Here is a 19110-nt window from a genome sequence, read left to right as displayed (position 1 = left end):
GGGGCATCATGAAAGAGAAAATTCAAAACTGGCTGCACGACTTGGGTGTTGCACTCGGTTTGATCGAACCGCCTCTGCAACCTGTGCCTATTCGCACCGACGACGAACAGCGCCGACGCCAGCAGCGTCGCCGGTAATCGCGACGCCGTCTTTGCAGCAGCAGCCAAGGGTTGCTGCTGGCTACTCCATGCGCAGTGATGCGTGCAGGAAGATCGGCCAGGTCAATGCCGCCCGATCTCCATCAAGAACCGGCTCAAGTCGTTCGCCGTCCTGGCGGTGTTGAGCATCTGGTCTTCCTCGGCGGTGAAAGCCGTCAAGCCAAGTTCGTCTTCGAGATGGAAGATCAAGTCTTCGATATCCGCTTTATCCAATCCCAGCTGCGCCAGGCTGGCGTTGTCGTCGAAGTCATCCTGGCCTTCCAGCAGGCGGCTGATGAAGTGATGTACAGCGGCACGCACGGCAGCTTTCTTCATGGCAGGTCTTCTACGATTGTGGTGACTGTCCCTGCTGGTTGTTCCTGAGGTTGAGTACAGCAGGCTTCAGGCGTGTGAGCGCTGCCACTGGTCAATCATGTGCCGCAGATGGTCCCCGGAAAAACTGCCGAAGTGCCCGCCATGTACCGTACGGATCGGCAGGGCGCGCAAGCGCTGCAGGCTGCGTGCGTAATCATCGAGGTTGGAGTGGTAGGCGTCTTCGATCAACGGCCCATCGTAGATGATGTCGCCGCTGAACAGGGTCTCGGTCGCGGCTTCGTACAGGCTGATGCCTCCCGGCGAGTGCCCCGGCGTATGCAGCACTTGCAGCACCCGGTTGCCCAGGTCAAGCACGTCGCCTTCGTCGATCGTCCCGGTGGCCGGTGCAGCCTTGACCCGGTACTCGGCGTAGCACAATGGGCAGTCGGGGTGCGCTTCGAACATGTCATCGCCGACAAAGGCTTTGCTCAAGTCATTTTCGCCGTCCGGCGCGGCGAGGATTTCCGCTTCGGCCGGGTGTACAAGGCGCTCGGCGAATTCGTGATGCCCGGCAATGTGGTCGAAATGGCAGTGACTGGCCACTGCCACCAAGGGTCGCTCGGTAATCCACGGCAGTTGTTCGCGCAGGCTGACCAGCCCCGAGCCGCTGTCGAGTAGCAGGTCTTTGTCGCGGCCTTGTATGTGCCAGAGGTTGCAGCGATAGAAGGGGCGAATGTAAGGCTCGTGAATCAGGCGGATGCCATCACTGAGCTGTTTGACTTCGAACCAGTGATCGCGGCTGACGATCTTCATGGGCAGTTTCCTTCAAGCGAAAAAAAAACGAGTGTGGCAACCGACGCCACACTCGTCGAAGAAAGCATCAAGTCGTTATGTTTCAGCTTAGGCGGCGCTTGCCTGCATCGCGGGGCGAGGGGACAACAGGCTGACCACCACGAAGCTCACCAGGCCTACGGCGAGGCTGTAGTAGATCGGCGTATTGGCGTCCAGGCCGTCCTTGAACATGAACACCAGTGCGGTGGCGAATCCCAGGCCCATGCTGGCGATGGCGCCGGCGGTGGTGGCGCGTTTCCAGAAGATAGCGCCAATCAGCGGAACCAGCATGCCGCCCACCAACAGGTTGTAGGCCAGGGTCAGGGCGCTGATCACGTCGTTTACGACCAGGGCGATACCCAGCACCACGACACCGGTCAGCAGGGTAACCAGGCGGTTCAGGCCCAGGCTCGACTGTTTGCCGCCGCGCAGTTTTGGCAGCAGGTCTTCGGTCAGGGTGGTAGCGGCGGCGAGCAGGCCGGCGCTGGCGGTGGACATCATGGCAGCCAGTGCGGCAGCGATCACCAGGCCGCGGATACCGTCCGGCAGGGACAGTTTGACGATGGCGGCGAAAGCGTTGTTGACGTTGTCCAGGTCCGGGATCAGGACGTGAGCGGCCATGCCGATCAGGGCGCAGGCCAGACCGTAGAGAATGCAGTAGACACCGGCGAACGTACCGGCGACCTGGGCCACCTTGGCGGTCTTGACGGTGAACACCCGTTGCCAGATGTCCTGGCCGATCAGGATGCCGAAGAAGTAGATCATGAAGTAGGTGATGATGGTGTCCCAGCCGATGGTGGTGAAGCTGAAGCTTGCCGCCGGCAGTTTCAACACCAGATCATCCCAACCGCCGACGCGGTACAGGCAGATTGGCAACAGGATGAACATCAGGCCCACGGTCTTGATGACGAACTGGACAATGTCGGTCAGGGTCAGCGACCACATGCCGCCAATGGCCGAATAGACCACCACGACGCCACCGCCGAGCAGGACCGAGACCCAGAACGGCAGGCCGAACAGCACTTGCAGCACGGTGCCGATGGCCAGGATCGAGGTCACGCCGATCATCAGCGCGTACGCCAGCATGATTGCCGCGCTCGCGGAGCGCGCCATCGGGTTGTAGCGTTTTTCCAGCACCTGGGTGACGGTGTAGATCTTCAGTTTCAACAGCGGTTTTGCGAGGAAGAGGTTCAGCGCGACGATCCCGCAACCCAGTGCGGCGCACAGCCAGAAACCGGAGATGCCATGCACGTAGCCCAGGCGCACGGTGCCCACGGTGGACGCGCCGCCCAGGACGGTGGCAGCCATGGTGCCCATGTACAGGCTCGGGCCGAGGTTACGACCGGCGACCAAAAAGTCTTCGTTGGTCTTGGCCTTGCGCATGCCGTAATAGCCGAGTATCAGCATCGCGGCGGCGTAGATGAGTACGACGAATAAATCCAAAGCCATTGTGGCGTGTCTCCGATTGTCTTTTTTATGTGAAACAAAAGCGTTTCTGTGGGGCTGCTTTCTGTGGGAGCGGGCTTGCTCGCGAAAGCGGTCAGTCAGTCACATTAATGTTGGATGTGCCGTCGTCTTCGCGAGCAGGCTCGCTCCCACAGGTGGACCGATGTCAGGCGGGCTGACGAATTTCGGGTTTGAGCGTGGTGTTGATGCTCTTGCTGCGTGAATCATTGGGTCCGAACACCGCGCTCGATTCCGGGAACAGGCTCAGCAGCGCCAGGTACACCAGCGAGGCCAGGCCCAGGGTGACCGGCAGGCTGATGTCGATACCGCCAGCCATTTCGCCCAGTGGTCCGACGAATTGCCCCGGCAGGTTCACGAAGCACAGGCCGACAGCCGCGCTCGGGATCCAGGCACCCAGGCCACGCCAGTTCCAGCCGTGGGTGAACCAGTAGCGGCCACCTTTCTCGCCACGGGTAAACACTTGCAGGTCATCCGGGCAGTAGAAGCCGCGACGCACCAGCAGGCCGATGATCATGATCACCATCCAGGGGGTGGTGCAGGTGATGATCAGCACGGCGAAGGTCGAGACGCTCTGCACCAGGTTCGCCGCGAAGCGACCGATGAAGATGAAGGCAATCGACATCACACCGATCAGCAGCGTGGCCTTGACCCGCGACAGTACCCGGGGGAACACGCTGGACATGTCCAGGCCAGTGCCGTACAGCGAAGTCGTACCCGTGGACATGCCGCCGATCACCGCAATCAGGCAGACAGGCAGGAAGAACCAGCTCGGCGATACCGCCAGCAAGCCGCCGACATAGTTGTTGGCTGCGATGTAGTCCGGTGCCTTGATCGCTACGATGGTGGCGGTGGTCAGGCCGAACAGGAACGGGATGAAGGTCGCGATCTGCGAAATCACCACCGCTGCCATGATCCGGCGCTTGGAGGTCTCACGCGGAATGTAGCGCGACCAGTCGCCCAGGAACGCCCCGAAGGAGATCGGGTTGCTCATGGCCACCAGCGCGGCGCCGATAAACGCCGCCCAGAAACCCGGTTGTCCCATGTTCACGGTGCCGGCGTAGTTAACATCGAAGGGACCTGCGAACGCGAAAACGCCCAGCAGGAACAACAGGCTGGCGCTCCACACTGCGATCTTGTTGACCCATAGCAGGAAACGGAAACCATAGATGCACACGGTCAGCACCAGGATCGCGAACAGACCGTAGGCCAGGCCCAGGGTCAGGTCGGTTTCCGGCAGGCCGATCAGGCGCTTGGCGCCACCGATCAGCGCATCACCCGAACTCCATACCGACAGCGAGAAGAAGGCGATGGCGGTCAGCAGCGACAGGAACGAACCGACGATCCGCCCGTGCACGCCGAAGTGCGCTCCGGAAGACACGGCGTTGTTGGTCCCGTTGATCGGGCCGAACAGGCCCATCGGCGCGAGGATCAGCGAACCCAGCAACACGCCCAGCACAATCGCCAGTACGCCCGCCTGAAAGGACAGGCCAAACAGCACCGGGAAGCTGCCGAGTACGGCGGTGGCAAAGGTGTTGGAACCCCCGAAAATCATCCGGAACAAGTCCGTCGGGCCTGCGGTGCGTTCGTTGTCCGGGATCTGTTCGACCCCGTGGGTTTCAATTTGCGTAAGGCTTTGGTCGTTGTTGTTGTTATTCATGATCTGCTCCGATCATAAAGGCGCGCTCATCGTGCGTGAGCGTCACCTGTGTTGGCTAAGGGGATGGCAGCCCTTCCGGCATCGCGGACAAATGTTCGTGGCAGGCCAGCCATAGGCCTTGTTGTTCTTGGCCAGACGCTTGTTTCCTGAAAACAATCGTCTCGCGCTCCTGGCTAAAGTGCTGCTCCCCTTGCATGCGCAGCTCGGTGGCCACGTCATGGATGAAAATCGCCGCGTCACCTTGCAGGCTGACGAAAGCGTTGCTCGAGGTGCATGAGAGCACCTCGAAGCCGTCCTCGGCGCGCCAGCTGTCCCACAATGCCTGGTAGGCATCGCGCGACAGCAGGGGCTGTTCGAGGGTGTAGAAGACGAAGCTGGCATCGGCGCTGAACGCGCCGAAGTAGGCTTCGCGATCGTTGCGGGCGAAGGCGGATACCAGATCGGCAGCCGCTTTCAATACCTGATCGCGTTCATTCATGACCGATACTCAGCGATGGACCACACCAGGCAGTACGCAGAGCATTTCGTACAGCAGGTTGGCGGCCAGCAGCGAGGTGTTGCCGGTGGTGTCGTAAGCGGGCGAGACTTCTACCAGATCGCAACCGACCAGGTCCAGGCCTTGGCAGCCACGAACGATCTCGATTGCCTGAATGGTCGTCAGGCCACCGATTTCCGGGGTGCCGGTGCCAGGTGCCCAGGCCGGGTCGATACCGTCGATGTCGAAGCTCAGGTACACCGGACCGCCGCCGACTTTCTCGCGCACTTCGGCCATCAATGGTGCCAGGGATTTGTGCCAGCACTCTTCGGCCTGAACCACGCGGAAGCCCTGGTTGCGGCTCCAGTTGAAATCGTCAGCGGTGTAGCCCTGGGCGCGCAGACCGATCTGGACCACACGGTCCGGGTCGATCAGGCCTTCTTCGACGGCGCGACGGAACGTGGTTCCGTGGGCGATTTTCTCGCCGAACATGTGATCGTTCACATCGGCGTGGGCGTCGATGTGCACCAGGCCGACCTTGCCGTGCTTTTTATGGATGGCACGCAGGATCGGCAAGGTGATGGTGTGGTCGCCACCCAGCGTCAGGGGGATCACATCGTGTTCGAGGATATTGTCGTAGGATTCTTCGATGATCCGTACGGCATCCAGCAGGTTGAAGGTGTTGATCGCCACGTCGCCGATATCGGCAACCGACAGCGAATCGAACGGCGCAGCGCCAGTGGCCATGTTGTACGGGCGAATCATCACCGATTCAGCGCGAATTTCGCGAGGCCCGAAGCGGGTGCCAGGGCGCAGGGAAGTACCGATGTCCAGCGGCACGCCGACAAAAGCGGCGTCCAGACCTGCAGCGGTCGGTACGTGGGGGAGTCGCATCATGGTGGCGATGCCGCCGAAGCGCGGCATTTCGTTGCCGCCCAGTGGTTGGTGAAGAATCTTGTCCACGGGTAAGGCCTCATCGTCGTTGTTTTATTTATTGGGTTTCGCCGTTCACGGAGGGCACGGGCGAACCTTGTGGCAGCGATTCTGCGAAATGTAGTGGCCGGGAAGAATCGCTACGGGCAAATACTTAGTTCAGATTTTTCTAAACTAATGGAAGTGGGAGAGATAGACTTCACAGGTTGAACGCCGCAACCCATGTGGGAGCGGGCTTGCTCGCGAAGGCGTCGTGTCAGTCGATATCAATGTTGCCTGATACACCGCCTTCGCGAGCAAGCCCGCTCCCACAGTTGATCTCCATCGCCATGAGCATCACGCGCTATTTTGTAATCGGAGCCCCCATGGCCAACGCTTTACCCGACCTGAAACTTTTGCGCATTTTCGTCAGCGTGGTCCGCCATCAGGGCTTCGCCAACGCCCAGCAAGAGCTCAACCTTTCGACGTCAGCCATCAGCACCTACATGAGCCAGCTCGAATCCGCCCTGGGGCTGGTGCTGTGTCATCGCGGCCGTGGCGGGTTCAGCCTGACCAGCAAGGGTGAGCTGTTTCATCAGGAAACCCTGCGTTTGCTAGGTGAGCTCGAAGGTTTCGAACAATACGCCGCCGCGCTCAAGGGCGAGTTGCGTGGCACGCTGAACCTGGGGGTGATCGACTCCACGGTCAGCGACAAAGCCTTGCCGTTCGCCGAAGCCATTGGCGCCTACAGCCAGGAGCACCCGGCGGTGCACTTGCACTTGTCGGTGATGAGCCCCTATGAACTGCAACTGGGCGTGCAGGACAACCGCCTCGACCTGGCCATTGGCGCGTTTTCCACGCGCATGAGCGGTCTGGTGTACATGCCGCTGTACCGCGAGCAGCACTGGTTGTATTGCAGCACGCGGCACCCGTTGTTCAATGAACGGCGCATTCCCGAGCAAGTCATCACCCAGCAACGTATGGTCGGCCGAGGCTACTGGAGTCAGGCCGAGCTGGCCCGTCACGGCTTCAAGCACAGTGCCGCGACCGTGGAGAGTATGGAGGCGCAGCTGATTCTGGTGCTGTCCGGCGCCTACATCGGTTACTTGCCGGAACACTATGCCCAGGCGTGGGCCGACAAGGGTGACCTGCGTGTGTTGCTGCCGGCGACCTTCGGTTATCAGGCTCCGTTCTCGATGATCGTGCGCCGGGGGCGTAGTCGCGAGCCGTTGATCCAGACCTTTCGCGATTTGCTCAAAGCACAACTCAACCAGGCGTGAAGAAGATGCCGAGAATTCAATGCCCCCGCTGCCTGCGTCCTCAGAGCCATTGCCTGTGCCCGCTGATCCCCAGCCTCGACAGCCGCACCCGAGTGTTGCTGCTGCAACACCCGAGCGAAGTGAACCATGCGCTGAACACCGCGCGGTTGGCGGCGCTTGGGTTGAAGAACGCCGAGCTGATCGTCGGTGAGGTGTTCGAGGATCTGCCGAGGTTATTAAGTCAGACGGGCTATCAGGCGCGGTTGTTGTTTCCCGGCGAGGATGCGCATCCGATGCAGGCGTATACCGCATCCGATGAGCCGCTGTTGCTGGTGGTCCCGGACGGAACCTGGCGCAAGGCGCGCAAGATGTTGCACTTGAACCCGTTGCTGGCGGCGCTGCCCAGGGTAACCCTGGCCGAGGGTGGCGTGTCCCGCTATCGACTGCGCAAGGCGCCAGGGCCCGGGGCTTTGTCGACGGTGGAGGCGATAGTGCAGGCGCTGGAAACTCTAGAGGCGCCGACCTCGTTTGCGCCGTTGCTCAAGCCGTTTGAAGCACTGATCGAGGGGCAGATTGCGGCGATGGGGGAGGAGACTTTCCTACGCAATCACACCCACCAATAGTTCCCACGCAGAGCGTGGGAACGATCGGTAGCTAGCGCTCGCGCATCGCCTCGGTCCGTGCTTTCAGCACCGGTTTAAGCAGGTAGTCCAGCACCGTCTTTTCCCCGGTAATGATATCCACCGTCGCCACCATCCCAGGAATGATCAGCAATGGTTTCGCGTCCCCGCCAAGGTGGTTTTTATCGGTGCGCACCTGGATCAGGTAAAAGCTGTTGCCCTTGTCGTCGGTGATGGTGTCGGCACCGATCAATTCCAGCTTGGCACTCAGGCCACCGTAGATCGTGTAGTCGTAGGCACTGAACTTGACCATGGCTTTCTGGCCCGGATGCAGGAACGCCACGTCCTGTGGTCGAACCTTGGCCTCGATCAGCAGGTTGTCTTCCAGCGGTACGATTTCCACCATGTCACTGCCCGGCTGGACCACACCGCCGATGGTGTTGACCTTCAACAGCTTGATAATGCCCTTGACCGGCGAGGACACGGTAGTGCGGGTCACGCGGTCGTCGATGGCAATGCTCGAGGCAGTGATTTTCGACAGGTCGGTGCGTTTCTCATTCAGCTCTTTCGCTGCATCCGAGCGGAACGACTGTTCGGACTCGTCGATCTTGCTGCGGATCTCGGCAATGGCCGATTCCGCCCGGGGAATGGCCAGGGTAGTGGCGTTCAGTGAACCGCGGATTTCCACCGCGCTGCGCTTGAGCCGCAGGATCTCCACCGGCGACACGGCGCCGGTCTTGACCAGGGGCTCGGACATCGCCATCTCCTGGTTGACCAACGCCAGGCTGGAGCCGTACTGCCCGGCTTTGGAACGAAACTCCGCCAGTTCCTGGGTTTTTTGCCGCAGTTGTTCGGTCAACGTGCGTTGTTCGCTGGCCAGTCGGCGTTGGCGCTGTTCGTACAGCGAGCGTTCGTCTTCGGCGACTTGCGGCGCCTTGGCTATCACCTCTTCCGACAGCTTGAATGGCCGTCCTTCGGCTTCGGCCGACAGGCGTTCGACCTGAGCGGTCAGCGCGTAACGATCGACCTCGCTTTCGCCCTTGTTCGACAGGTAGCGCGTGTCATCCAGGCGTAGCAGGGTATCGCCCTTGTTCACCATTTGCCCTTCACGCACGAAGATCTCGGTGACGATGCCGCCCTCAAGGTTCTGGATCACCTGGACCTTGCTCGACGGAATCGCCTTGCCTTCGCCCATGGTGACTTCCTGCAGTACCGCGAACTTGGCCCAGGCCAAAGCGCTGATCAGCAACGCGGCGGCGAGCCACACGGTGATCCGCGACCAGCGTGGGGAGTCCTGCAGAGCGGCGCCAGCCGTTTCCGGCATGTACTCGGCTTCGGCACTTTTGCCGAAACTGTCAAAGTAGCCACGTGCTTTCGATGCATTCGATGAAGCATGCATAGGCGACTCCTAGACGGCCGCAGAGCCGACACGGCCCTTGCGCAGTGCATCGATGACCGCTTCTTTCGGGCCGTCGGCGACGATCCTCCCGTTGTCCAGTACCACCAGGCGATCGACCAGACTGAGCATCGAGGTGCGATGGGTCACCAGCAGCAGGGTCTTGCCCTGGACCCAGGCGTGGAGTTTTTGCCGCAAGGCGTCTTCGCTGCTGTTGTCCATGGCACTGGTGGGCTCGTCGAGCAGCATGATCGGTGGGTCGAGCAATAAAGCGCGGGCCAGCAATACCGCTTGGCGTTGACCACCAGACAGCAACTGCCCACGCTCGCCGACCGGGCGGTCGAAGCCTTGCGGGTGTTGCCGGGCGAGTTCGGTGACGCCGGTCAGTTCAGCCACTTCGAGCATGCGTGCGTCACTGATGTAGCGCGCGCCCAGGGTCAGGTTGTCGCGCAGGCTGCCGGCCAGCAACGGCAGGTCATGGGCAACGTAACCGATCTGATGGCGCAGGTCGGCGACGTCCAGTTGGCGCAGGTCCAGGCCATCGAGCAGCAATTGGCCTTGCGCCGGTTCGAAAAACCCCATCACCAGCCGCCCCAGGGTACTTTTGCCGGAGCCGCTGCGACCGATGATGCCGATCCGTTCGCCGGGTTTCACGCTGAAACTGACATTGGCCAGCGCCGGGGCGTTCTGGCCGTTGTAGTGGAAGGTCACGCCGACCACATCCAAGGCGCCTTGCAGTTGTGTGCGTTCCAGAGGCCGTTGTCTGGCATCGCGCTCCTGGGGCAGGGACATCAGCGCGTCGGTGCTTTTCATGGTCAGTTGCGCTTGCTGGTAGCGGGTGATCAGGCCAGCGATTTGCCCCAGCGGCGCCAAGACGCGACTGCCGAGCATGTAGGTCGCTACCAACGCACCGACGCTGAGGTTGCCGGCGATGATGCTGTAGACCCCGGCGACGATGGTGGCCATGCCGGAAAACTGTTGGATGAACAGCGTGCCATTGGTGGCCAGCGCCGAGAGATTGCGCGCGTGGCTGTCGAGACGGGTGAGGGCGCCGTGGGTGCTTTCCCATTTGTGCTGGCGTTCGCTTTCGGCGCTGCAGGCCTTGAGGGTTTCCAGGCCGCCCAGGGTTTCGATCAGCAGGGCTTGGCGTTCGGCGCCCAGGGCCAGGCTTCTCTGCACGGTGTCACGCAAGCGCGCCTGAATGATCATGGCGAAAATGATCGTGATCGGAAACGCCAGCAGCGGAATCACCACCAGCCAGCCACCCAGCAGCCCGATCACCACCAGCATCAGCAGTGCGAAGGGCAGGTCGATCAGGCTGGTGAGGGTGACGGCGGTGAGGAACTCGCGCAGGCCCTGGAAATCGTGAATGCTCTGGGCAAAGCCACCAATGGTCGCAGGCTTGGCTTTCATCGCCATGCCGGTGATGCGTTCGAACAGGGTCGCCGAGAGAATCACGTCGGTTTTCTTGCCGGCAGTGTCCAGTAGATGCGCGCGCACCACCCGTAGCACCAGTTCGAAACCGGTGCCGATCAGCAGGCCGATGGACAACACCCACAGGGTCGAGGTGGCCTGGTTCGGCACCACGCGGTCGTAGGTCTGCATCACGAACAGCGGCACCATCAGCCCCAGCAGGTTGATCAGGAAGCTCGCCAGGATCGCATCGCTGTACAACCATTTCGACAGCTTCAGGGTGTCGCGAAACCACGCCTCTACCCGTGGCACCAGCGGTGAACGAAGGTCTTCGAGTTCATGCCGTGGCCGGGCGAACAGCGCCTGGCCACTGTAATGCCCGGCAAGCTCTTGCGTCGTGGTCCATTGTTCGCCGCCATCGGCTTCGCTGGGCAAAACCAGGACCCGGCCATCCTCGCCAAAGCGGCGCAGCACGGTGGTACGACCGTTGTTGAGCAACAGCAGCACTGGCAGGTTAAGTGCAGAGATATCTTTGAGGTCGCGGCGCAACAGGCGCGCCTGCAATCCGGCCCGGGCCGCTGCGCGGGGCAGCAGGTCCAGGCTCAGGCGTTGGTGTGCCATAGGCAGCCCGGCACTCAGGCTGGCGCGACTGACCGTCGCGCCGTGGAGTTTGCAGAGGATCAACAGACCGTCAAGAAGTGGGTCATCGAAGCTCAGGCGTGGATCGACACCGGTGTTGGCGGTTTCCATGCTGGTCACATTGATCGCTCCGGTAATTGCATAGATACCTGCACATCAGCCCGTAGGAGCTGCCGCAGGCTGCGATCTTTTGACTTTGATTTTAAGAAAGAAAAGATCAAAAGATCGCAGCCTGCGGCAGCTCCTACAGGGGGTCATTTGAGTTCAGGCAGGCGAGCTTCGCTTTTCACTTCGGCCTGGGCGATTGCATCGGCGGGCAGCACCACGCGTTGCTTGCTCAGCAACTGACCCATGTTCGCCAGCACCCGGTACATCGAAAACTCCTCGGTGTAGCGTACTTCGGTGTAGCGGCGATTGGCGTTGTAAAGCTCGTTTTCGCTGTCCAGCAGGTCGAGCAGGGTCCGTTGGCCGAGGCCGAACTGATCCTGATACGCCACGCGTACGCGTCGGCTGGTTTCGGCATACTCGCGGGCGGTCGGGGTTTGCTTCTTGGCGTTGACCATCGCGTTCCAGGCCAGGTGGATGTTTTCGTTGAGCTGGCGCAGGGCGTTGTTGCGAATGTCCATTGCCTGATTGATCTTGTGGGCATCGGACTGCAGGCGCGCCTTGTCACTGCCGCCGCGGAACAGGTTGTAGTTCATCACCACCCCGACCCGCCACTCGTTGTCATGGCCTTCTTCGCCCGCGATGTTGTTGTTCGCGCCCACCGCGGCTTCGGCGTCGAAGCGCGGGTAGAACGGCGACTTGGCGACTTCGTACTGGCTCTCGGCTGATTGCACGTCGGCCTGGGCGGATTTCAGGTAGGGGTTGTTCTCCACCATGCTTTGCTGGGCATCCGGCAGGGAGGCTGGCACCTCGCCGCGGATCGACGGCGGGGCTTCCAGTTCATCGGGTAGGCGCCCGACGACGGCGGCGAAGTTCGACTCGGCATCGGCCAAATCGACTTCGGCGGTGTCGAGGTTGTTTTCCGCCAGTGCCCGACGGGCAGTGGATTGGTCGGCGTCGGCGGTGCTGCCGATCCCCCGCTGGGTGCGCATGCCGATCTGGTCGTTGACTCGCAGGTGCGCTTGCAGGTTGTTTTTGGCCAGGGTCACCAGTTCACGGCGCTTGAGCACTTCGAGGTAAACCTCGGCGGTGCGCAGGGCCAGGTCCTGGGCGGTGCCTTGGGCGTAGTACGCCCGGGAGTTGACGACGCCCTTGGTCCGCTCGACTTCGTTGGCGGTGTTGAACCCATCGAAGAGCATTTGACGAAGGCGCAGTTCTGATTGGGTGTAATTGAGGATTTCGGTGTGGTGATTGCCAAACGCTTGATTGTTGCGAGTGTTGGTGTTGTCGCTGTACCCGCGCCCGTATGCGGCATTCAGGTCCACCGATGGATAAAAGCCCCCCTTGGCGACCTTCACATCTTCATCAGCCGACAGACGGCTGTCCACCCGCGATGCAAGCTCCGGGTGGGTGGCGATAGTGCTCTGGATCGCTTCCGTCAGTGACATTGCATGCGCTTGGGTACCGCAGGCAATCGCCAGCAGAACCGCGCTGCAGAGGGGGTTTAAAAGACGCATGGTTCATCTCCCTGAATCCTAATGATGCTTTATGAGTCGCCAATTATTTGACGACATTTATAGGTAAAACCGTTTCATGCTTGTAACAAGAGAGCTAAGAACATTTTGAGGCGAACCTAAGAAGTTTTTCTCATAAGACTTATGCCAAAAAAAACTTATGTACTCTGCCAAATCCAGCACATTGTTCACTGCGAAAGCCCTTGATTTATGTGCCTTATGGCGATCATCAGGGCTTAAGGAAAGTTCAAGTCCAATTATCGAAAAAGGACGGAGAGGTGCTGGAGGGGAGGGATGCGGCGCAGACTGGGGTGACGGTTTTTTGTCGCCAGTGTGATTCAGGACTGTTACGCAACGCTGGTGGATGACGTTGTAGAGGCGGGTGGCCCAATGCCATTGATTGCAAAGGGTTTATCGAGATCGCGGACAGCGCACACAATTCGCCAGGGAATCCAATTAAGCCCACAGGCATGTTCTCCGCATTCAGACAGGGTGCCGACAAAGCGTTGGCAGCGGAGGGAATGCACATGGCTACGCTCATCGGTATCGTCAGCAAGGTTATCGGTCAGGTCTTCGCGGTGGCGGGTGACGGCACCCGTCGAGTGTTGATCGAGGGGGACCGGTTGTTTGCCGGCGATCAACTGGTGACCGGGGCCGAAGGCGCAGTGGCGGTGCATCTGCAAAATGGCCAGGAACTGACGCTGGGTCGCGGCAGTAGCCTGCAAATGACCGCCCAGTTGTTGGCGCATTCGTCGCCCCATGTGGAGACGGCTGAAGCGACGACTCCGAGCCAGGCACAGTTGACCGATGTCGAGCAATTGCAAAAAGCCATCGCCGCCGGTGACGACCCAACCCAGACCGCCGAAGCGACGGCGGCCGGCCCGGGTTCGACCGAACCTGCCGATGGAGCACAGGGTGGGGGCCACAGTTTCGTCATGCTCGAGGAAGTCGGGGGGCGGGTCGAGCCGACCATTGGCTTCCCCACCGCCGGGTTCAATGGCATTCCAGAGTTCCCGCTTGCACGGCACGACGGCGATAACAACTCTGACAACGCTGAGCCTGCGCCGCTGATTACACCGCCAGTGGTCACACTGCCCGAAGTCCCATCGTCGGAGGTCACGCCGCCAGCCGTCATACCACCGGATGTCACGCCACCTGTCGTCACGCCACCTGAAGTCTTGCCCCCGGTCATCACGCCACCGGTGAACCATCCGGTCACCCTCGATGGTCTGTCAGTGGAGGGTGGTGAACTGACCGTCAACGAAGCCAACCTGCCTGACGGTTCGGCAAGTAATCCCGCCGCACTGACCCAGAACGGCACCTTCACCGTCACGGCGCCTGACGGGCTGACCAGCCTGAGCATCGGTGGGATCGCCGTGATCAGCGCTGGCGTAGCCAACGGTTTTCCGCAGTCGATCATCACGCCGCTGGGCAGCACCCTGACCATCACCGGGTACAACCCAACAACAGGCGTAGTGAGTTACAGCTACACCCTCAACGACAACGAAAACCATTCGAGCGGCGACGGCACTCAACTCAGCGAACACTTCACCGTGATTGCCGGTGACAGCAATGGCGACTCCGCCACCGGTTCCCTGGACGTCACCATCGTCGACGACATGCCCAAGGCGAACGATGACAACAACCTCGACACCGCCTCGGAAACCCGACTCACCCTCGAAGGCAGCGTCCTGGGCAATGACGTGCAAGGTGCCGACCGTGTAGCGATCGGACCCAACAGCGGCCCAATCACCCCCGGCACGTTCATCGGCACCTACGGCACCCTGGTGCTCAACGCCAATGGCACCTACACCTATACCCTCAATCCCGGCGATGCCGACTTCAAGGCCTTGCACGCGGGCGGCAATGGTACCGAGACCTTCACCTACACCCTGACCGACGCCGACGGCGATACCAGTACTGCCAACCTGGTGCTGAACGTGCACAACAACGATGACGGGGTGACCCTCGGCGGCCTGGACGTCGCAGGCGGCGAACTGACCGTCTACGAAAAAAACCTCATGTACGGCAGCGACCCCGATGCCCCGGCGCTGACCCAGCACGGGACCTTCACCGTCATCGCCCCGGACGGCCTGCAGAGCCTGAGCATTTCCGGTGTCTCGATCATCAGCGGTGGCGTGGTGCAGCCCTTGCCGATCTCCGGCAGTACCTGGCTGGGCAGCACCCTGACCGTCACCGGCTTTGACCCTGCCACCGGCGTGGTGAGCTACAGCTACACCCTGAACTACACCGAGACCCACCCCAACGCCGACGGCGCCAACAGCGTCAGCGAGAACTTCGAGGTCATCGCCATCGATGCCGACGGCAGCGAGGCGCGTGGGGAAATCAACGTCAAGATCGTCGACGACTTGCCGACCGCCAAACCCGATGCGACCTCGGTGGTGGAGGGTGGCACTGTCACCGGCAACGTACTGTGGAATGACGTCGGCGGTGCCGATGGCTCCGGCGGTGGCGTGGTCGGCGTGCGCGCCGGCGCAGATACCTCGACCCCGGTGCATGGCGGCCTGAACAGCCAGATCAACGGCACCTACGGCTACCTGACGCTGGATGCCGCAGGCAACGCCGTGTACCACAGCTACCCGAACTCGGTGAGCGGCCCGGGCGCGAGCGATGTGTTCACCTACACCCTGCGCGACGCCGACGGTGATGAAAGCACCACCACCGTGACCATCGACGTGCACAACAGCTGCCTGGTCGCGGCCAGCGATCAGGACGTCACTGTGTACGAAAAAGCACTGGACCTGCACCAGGACGGCCAGGACCTGGCGCCCGGCAGCGTGAATGGCAGCCAGCCGAGTAGCGCCGGTGAAACCGCCAGCGGCACCCTGGTCGGCTCGGTCCATGGTGCCAGTGGCGCCATCACCTACAGTCTGCTCAGCAACGCCATCGGCACCTACGGCCAGCTGTTGCTGCATCCTGATGGCAGCTACACCTACACCCTGACCTCACCGGCCAGCACGATGCCGCAGGTCAACGATGGTGCCAACACCCTGCACGAAAGCTTCACGTACCAGGTCACCGACAGCCAGGGCAATGTTGCGACCAGCACCATCGTGATCAATATCGTCGATGACGTGCCGATCGCTACTCCCGATATAGCCTCGGTGGGAGAGGGCGGCTACATCGGCGGCAATGTGCTGTGGAACGACCACGTAGGAGCCGATGGTCAGTTCGCCGGCGGTGGCGTGGTCGGCGTGCGTGCCGGCGATGACACTTCGACCCCGGTGCATGGCGGCCTGAACAGCCAGATCAACGGCACCTACGGCTACCTGACGCTGGATGCCGCGGGCAACGCCGTGTACCACAGCTACCCGAACTCGGTCAGCGGCCCGGGTGCGAGCGACGTGTTCACCTATACCCTGCGCGATGCCGACGGTGACGAAAGCACCACCACCGTCACGATCGACGTGCACAACAGTTGCTTTGTGGCGACCAGCGACCACGACGTGACCGTCTACGAAAAAGCCCTGGACCTGCACCAGGACGGCCAGGACCTGGCCCCCAGCAACGTGAATGGCAGCCAGCCGAGCAGCCCGGTCGAAACCGCCAGCGGCACCCTGGTCGGCGCGGTTCACGGCGGCAGCGGTGCCATCACCTACAGCCTGCTCAGCAATGCCATCGGTACCTACGGCCAGCTGTTGTTGCACCCCGACGGCAGCTACACCTACACCCTGACCTCACCGGCCAGCACCATGCCGCAGGCCAACGACGGCGGCAACACCCTGCACGAAAGCTTCACCTACCAGGCCACAGATGCCCAGGGCAATGTCGCCACCAGCACCATCGTGATCAACATCGTCGATGACATGCCCACCGCTAACATCGACCACACCTCGGTGGGAGAGGGCGGCTCCATCGGCGGCAATGTGCTGTGGAACGACAACGCGGGGGCCGACGGCCAGTTCGCCGGCGGCGGCGTGGTCGGCGTGCGTGCAGGCGGGGACACCTCGACCCCGGTGCATGGAGGCCTGAACAGCCAGATCAACGGCACCTACGGCTACCTGACCCTGGATGCCGCGGGCAACGCGCTGTACCACAGCTACCCGAACTCAGTGAGCGGCCCGGGTGCGAGCGACGTGTTCACCTACACCTTGCGTGACGGTGACGGTGACGAAAGCACCACCACCATCATCATCGACGTGCACAACAGCTGCCTGGTCGCAGCCAGCGATCAGGACGTCACCGTGTACGAAAATGCCCTGGCCCAGCCGTGCAACACCGGCGAAATCGCCAGTGGCACCCTGGTCGGTGCGGTCCATGGCGGCAGCGGCGCCATCACCTACAGCCTGGTCAGCAACGCCATCGGCACCTACGGCCAACTGCTGCTGCACCCCGACGGCAGCTACACCTACACCCTCGCTGGCCCGGCCAGCACCACGCCGGCGGCCAACGACGGCGCCAACACCCTGCAGGAAAGTTTTACCTACCAGGCCACCGACGCCCTGGGCAACATCGCCACCAGCACCATCGTGGTCAACATCGTCGATGACGTACCGACCGCTATCGCCGATGCCACCTCGGTGGGAGAGGGCGGCTACATCGGCGGCAATGTGTTGTGGAACGACCACGTAGGAGCCGATGGTCAGTTCGCCGGCGGCGGCGTGGTCGGCGTGCGTGCCGGCGATGACACCTCGACCCCGGTACATGGCGGCCTGAACAGCCAGATCAACGGCGCCTACGGCTACCTGACGCTGGATGCCGCGGGCAATGCGCTGTACCACAGCTACCCGAACTCGGTCAGCGGCCCGGGCGCGAGCGACGTGTTCACCTACACCCTGCGCGATGGTGACGGTGACGAAAGCACCACCACCGTGACCATCGACGTGCACAACAGCAGCCTCGTGCCGTCCTGCGACAGCGACGTGACCGTCTACGCCAAAACCCTGAACCAGGACGGTCAGGACCTGATAGCCAAAGGCGCGGACTTTACCGGGACCCAACAGATCTACAGCCTGACCGGCAGCAATGCCGCCATTGCCCGCAGTGCGTTCGTCGCCAATACGGCAGCCATGACCGCAGTGCTGGTGGTCAGCGGAGCGCTTGGGTCCGTCAACGGCAACCACGACCATGACCTGATCACCGTCAATCTCAAGCAGGGAGAAACCCTCAACCTGGATCACAACCTCACAGCCGGGCACATCAGCCTGGAGTACTCGATCAATGATGGCGCCTACATCGCCATCGCTGACGACCAGACCATCACGGCGACCTCGGATGCGACCTATCACATCCACGTCACCAGCCTCCCTGATGGTCCGGCCCCAAGTGCAAGTGCTGTTGAAAACTACCAGTTGAAGATGACCGTCGATTACTCCGGGGCCCACGACATGGCACCGGACAACCATGACACCTACAGCGCCAGCGATAACCATGGCGGCAGCGACATCAGCTACCAGGATGGCCACACCCTCACCGGGACAGCGGGGGATGACACGCTGGTAGCCGGCAATGGCGACGCCATCATCCATGCCGGTGACGGCAATGACTTGCTGTACAGCGGCCTTGGCAACGATCTGCTCGATGGTGGTACGGGCATCGACACCGCCAGTTATGCCCACGCCACTGCCGGCGTCACGGTCAATCTCGGCGAGACCGGCGCACAGGACACCTTCGGTGCCGGCACTGACACCTTGACCGCCATCGAAAACCTGACCGGCTCCAACTTCAATGATGCCCTCACGGGAGACAACAACGGCAACCTCATCACCGGCGGCCTGGGCAACGACGTGCTCAACGGCGAGGGTGGCGACGACTTCCTGATCGGCGGGTTGGGCAACAACTCCCTGACCGGCGGCAGCGGCGCCGATACCTTCCAGTGGCTCAACGGCAACAGCGGCCACGACGTCATCACCGACTTTACGCCGGGGGCCGACAAGCTCGACCTGTCGCAACTGCTGCAAGGGGAGAACAGTACCGCCGCCTCACTGGATGACTACCTGCACTTCACCGTCAGCGGCAGCGGCGCTTCTCTGGTGACCAGCATCGACGTCAGTGCCATGGCTGGCGCGGCGCCGAACCAGACCATCGACCTGGCGGGTGTCAACCTGGCCAGTCACTATGGGGTGACGCCGGGGGCGGGCGGGGTCATCGGCGGCGCGGACACGGCCACCATCATCAACGGTATGCTCAATGACCACTCGCTGAAGGTGGATACCGTGTGACCTGAAACCGCAATGAAAAACTGGTTGAACGCCGATATCCCTGTAGGAGCGAGCATGCTCGCGATGGACGTCAACGATGACGCGGGGATCCTGGATGCACGCGGTGCACTTGAGATCATCGCGAGCATGCTCGCTCCTACAGGGGATAAGCCCAAAAAACCACAGTCCCTGTGCAAGGGGCTGTGGTT

General features: G+C 61.6%; 13 protein-coding genes. 4 read left to right on the top strand and 9 right to left on the bottom strand.

From position 1 onward, the window contains the following. Window positions 1-8 precede the first annotated feature (8 nt). Window positions 9-137 carry a PA1414 family protein gene (locus tag AC3WWR_RS22910; RefSeq protein ID WP_007914492.1) on the top strand — a complete coding sequence of 43 codons (129 nt, stop codon included), beginning with the start codon at window positions 9-11 and terminating at the stop codon, window positions 135-137. An 84-nt stretch (window positions 138-221) separates the two neighbouring features. Here AC3WWR_RS22910 and AC3WWR_RS22905 read toward each other — a convergent pair whose 3' ends face one another. From AC3WWR_RS22905 to speB, 6 genes are all read right to left on the bottom strand, one after another. Next, window positions 222-473, bottom strand: coding sequence for an acyl carrier protein (locus tag AC3WWR_RS22905; RefSeq protein ID WP_492599101.1), 252 nt, complete (start codon window positions 471-473; stop codon window positions 222-224). Window positions 474-539: 66 nt separating this feature from the next. After that, the gene (locus AC3WWR_RS22900; RefSeq protein WP_151140947.1) at window positions 540-1265 is read right to left on the bottom strand and encodes an MBL fold metallo-hydrolase; all 726 of its coding nucleotides are present in this window, start codon (window positions 1263-1265) and stop codon (window positions 540-542) included. Window positions 1266-1352: 87 nt separating this feature from the next. Continuing rightward, window positions 1353-2732 carry a sodium:solute symporter family protein gene (locus AC3WWR_RS22895; RefSeq protein ID WP_492599100.1) on the bottom strand — a complete coding sequence of 460 codons (1380 nt, stop codon included), beginning with the start codon at window positions 2730-2732 and terminating at the stop codon, window positions 1353-1355. Window positions 2733-2895: 163 nt separating this feature from the next. After that, window positions 2896-4407: a purine-cytosine permease family protein gene (locus AC3WWR_RS22890; protein ID WP_020795399.1), complete on the bottom strand. Its 1512-nt coding sequence runs from the start codon at window positions 4405-4407 to the stop codon at window positions 2896-2898. Window positions 4408-4462: 55 nt separating this feature from the next. Continuing rightward, the gene (locus tag AC3WWR_RS22885; RefSeq protein ID WP_020795398.1) at window positions 4463-4885 is read right to left on the bottom strand and encodes a YybH family protein; all 423 of its coding nucleotides are present in this window, start codon (window positions 4883-4885) and stop codon (window positions 4463-4465) included. Between the two features lie 9 nt (window positions 4886-4894). Beyond that, window positions 4895-5845, bottom strand: a complete 951-nt coding sequence (gene speB, locus AC3WWR_RS22880) for an agmatinase (protein ID WP_008060136.1) — start codon at window positions 5843-5845, stop codon at window positions 4895-4897. 335 nt (window positions 5846-6180) lie between these two features. Between speB and AC3WWR_RS22875 the strand changes: the two genes are divergently transcribed. Both AC3WWR_RS22875 and AC3WWR_RS22870 read left to right on the top strand, forming a co-directional pair. After that, window positions 6181-7074 (top strand): LysR family transcriptional regulator, encoded by an 894-nt coding sequence (locus tag AC3WWR_RS22875; protein ID WP_007984914.1) that lies wholly within the window; start codon window positions 6181-6183, stop codon window positions 7072-7074. Between the two features lie 5 nt (window positions 7075-7079). Further along, window positions 7080-7676 carry a tRNA-uridine aminocarboxypropyltransferase gene (locus AC3WWR_RS22870; RefSeq protein ID WP_083348417.1) on the top strand — a complete coding sequence of 199 codons (597 nt, stop codon included), beginning with the start codon at window positions 7080-7082 and terminating at the stop codon, window positions 7674-7676. Window positions 7677-7707: 31 nt separating this feature from the next. Here the strand turns inward: AC3WWR_RS22870 and AC3WWR_RS22865 are convergent, their stop codons facing one another. From AC3WWR_RS22865 to AC3WWR_RS22855, 3 genes are all read right to left on the bottom strand, one after another. Continuing rightward, on the bottom strand, window positions 7708-9072 hold the full coding sequence (locus AC3WWR_RS22865) for an HlyD family type I secretion periplasmic adaptor subunit (RefSeq protein ID WP_492599099.1): 1365 nt from the start codon (window positions 9070-9072) through the stop codon (window positions 7708-7710). 9 nt (window positions 9073-9081) lie between these two features. Then, a complete protein-coding gene (locus tag AC3WWR_RS22860; protein WP_168757431.1) occupies window positions 9082-11241 on the bottom strand; it encodes a type I secretion system permease/ATPase in 2160 nt (719 codons plus the stop codon). 134 nt (window positions 11242-11375) lie between these two features. Next, on the bottom strand, window positions 11376-12743 hold the full coding sequence (locus AC3WWR_RS22855; protein ID WP_492599098.1) for a TolC family outer membrane protein: 1368 nt from the start codon (window positions 12741-12743) through the stop codon (window positions 11376-11378). Between the two features lie 524 nt (window positions 12744-13267). Here AC3WWR_RS22855 and AC3WWR_RS22850 point away from each other — a divergent pair. Then, entirely contained in the window at window positions 13268-18922 is a 5655-nt protein-coding gene (locus AC3WWR_RS22850; protein WP_492599097.1) for a retention module-containing protein, read from the top strand. The last annotated feature ends 188 nt before the right edge of the window (window positions 18923-19110 follow it).

The sequence above is a fragment of the Pseudomonas sp. EB271-G4-1 genome, assembly GCF_058791355.1.
Note: the sequence above shows the minus strand (reverse complement) of the source record. Positions and strands in the feature narration are given on the sequence as shown.

Excerpts from the sequence above, each read along its gene's own strand:
- AC3WWR_RS22890 (WP_020795399.1), bottom strand. The coding sequence starts at position 4,407 with ATGAATAACAACAACAACGACCAAAGCCTTACGCAAATTGAAACCCAC.
- AC3WWR_RS22900 (WP_151140947.1), bottom strand. The coding sequence starts at position 1,265 with ATGAAGATCGTCAGCCGCGATCACTGGTTCGAAGTCAAACAGCTCAGT.
- AC3WWR_RS22885 (WP_020795398.1), bottom strand. The coding sequence starts at position 4,885 with ATGAATGAACGCGATCAGGTATTGAAAGCGGCTGCCGATCTGGTATCC.
- AC3WWR_RS22895 (WP_492599100.1), bottom strand. The coding sequence starts at position 2,732 with ATGGCTTTGGATTTATTCGTCGTACTCATCTACGCCGCCGCGATGCTG.
- AC3WWR_RS22865 (WP_492599099.1), bottom strand. The coding sequence starts at position 9,072 with ATGCATGCTTCATCGAATGCATCGAAAGCACGTGGCTACTTTGACAGT.
- AC3WWR_RS22875 (WP_007984914.1), top strand. The coding sequence starts at position 6,181 with ATGGCCAACGCTTTACCCGACCTGAAACTTTTGCGCATTTTCGTCAGC.
- AC3WWR_RS22850 (WP_492599097.1), top strand. The coding sequence starts at position 13,268 with ATGGCTACGCTCATCGGTATCGTCAGCAAGGTTATCGGTCAGGTCTTC.
- AC3WWR_RS22855 (WP_492599098.1), bottom strand. The coding sequence starts at position 12,743 with ATGCGTCTTTTAAACCCCCTCTGCAGCGCGGTTCTGCTGGCGATTGCC.
- AC3WWR_RS22870 (WP_083348417.1), top strand. The coding sequence starts at position 7,080 with ATGCCGAGAATTCAATGCCCCCGCTGCCTGCGTCCTCAGAGCCATTGC.
- AC3WWR_RS22905 (WP_492599101.1), bottom strand. The coding sequence starts at position 473 with ATGAAGAAAGCTGCCGTGCGTGCCGCTGTACATCACTTCATCAGCCGC.
- AC3WWR_RS22910 (WP_007914492.1), top strand. The coding sequence starts at position 9 with ATGAAAGAGAAAATTCAAAACTGGCTGCACGACTTGGGTGTTGCACTC.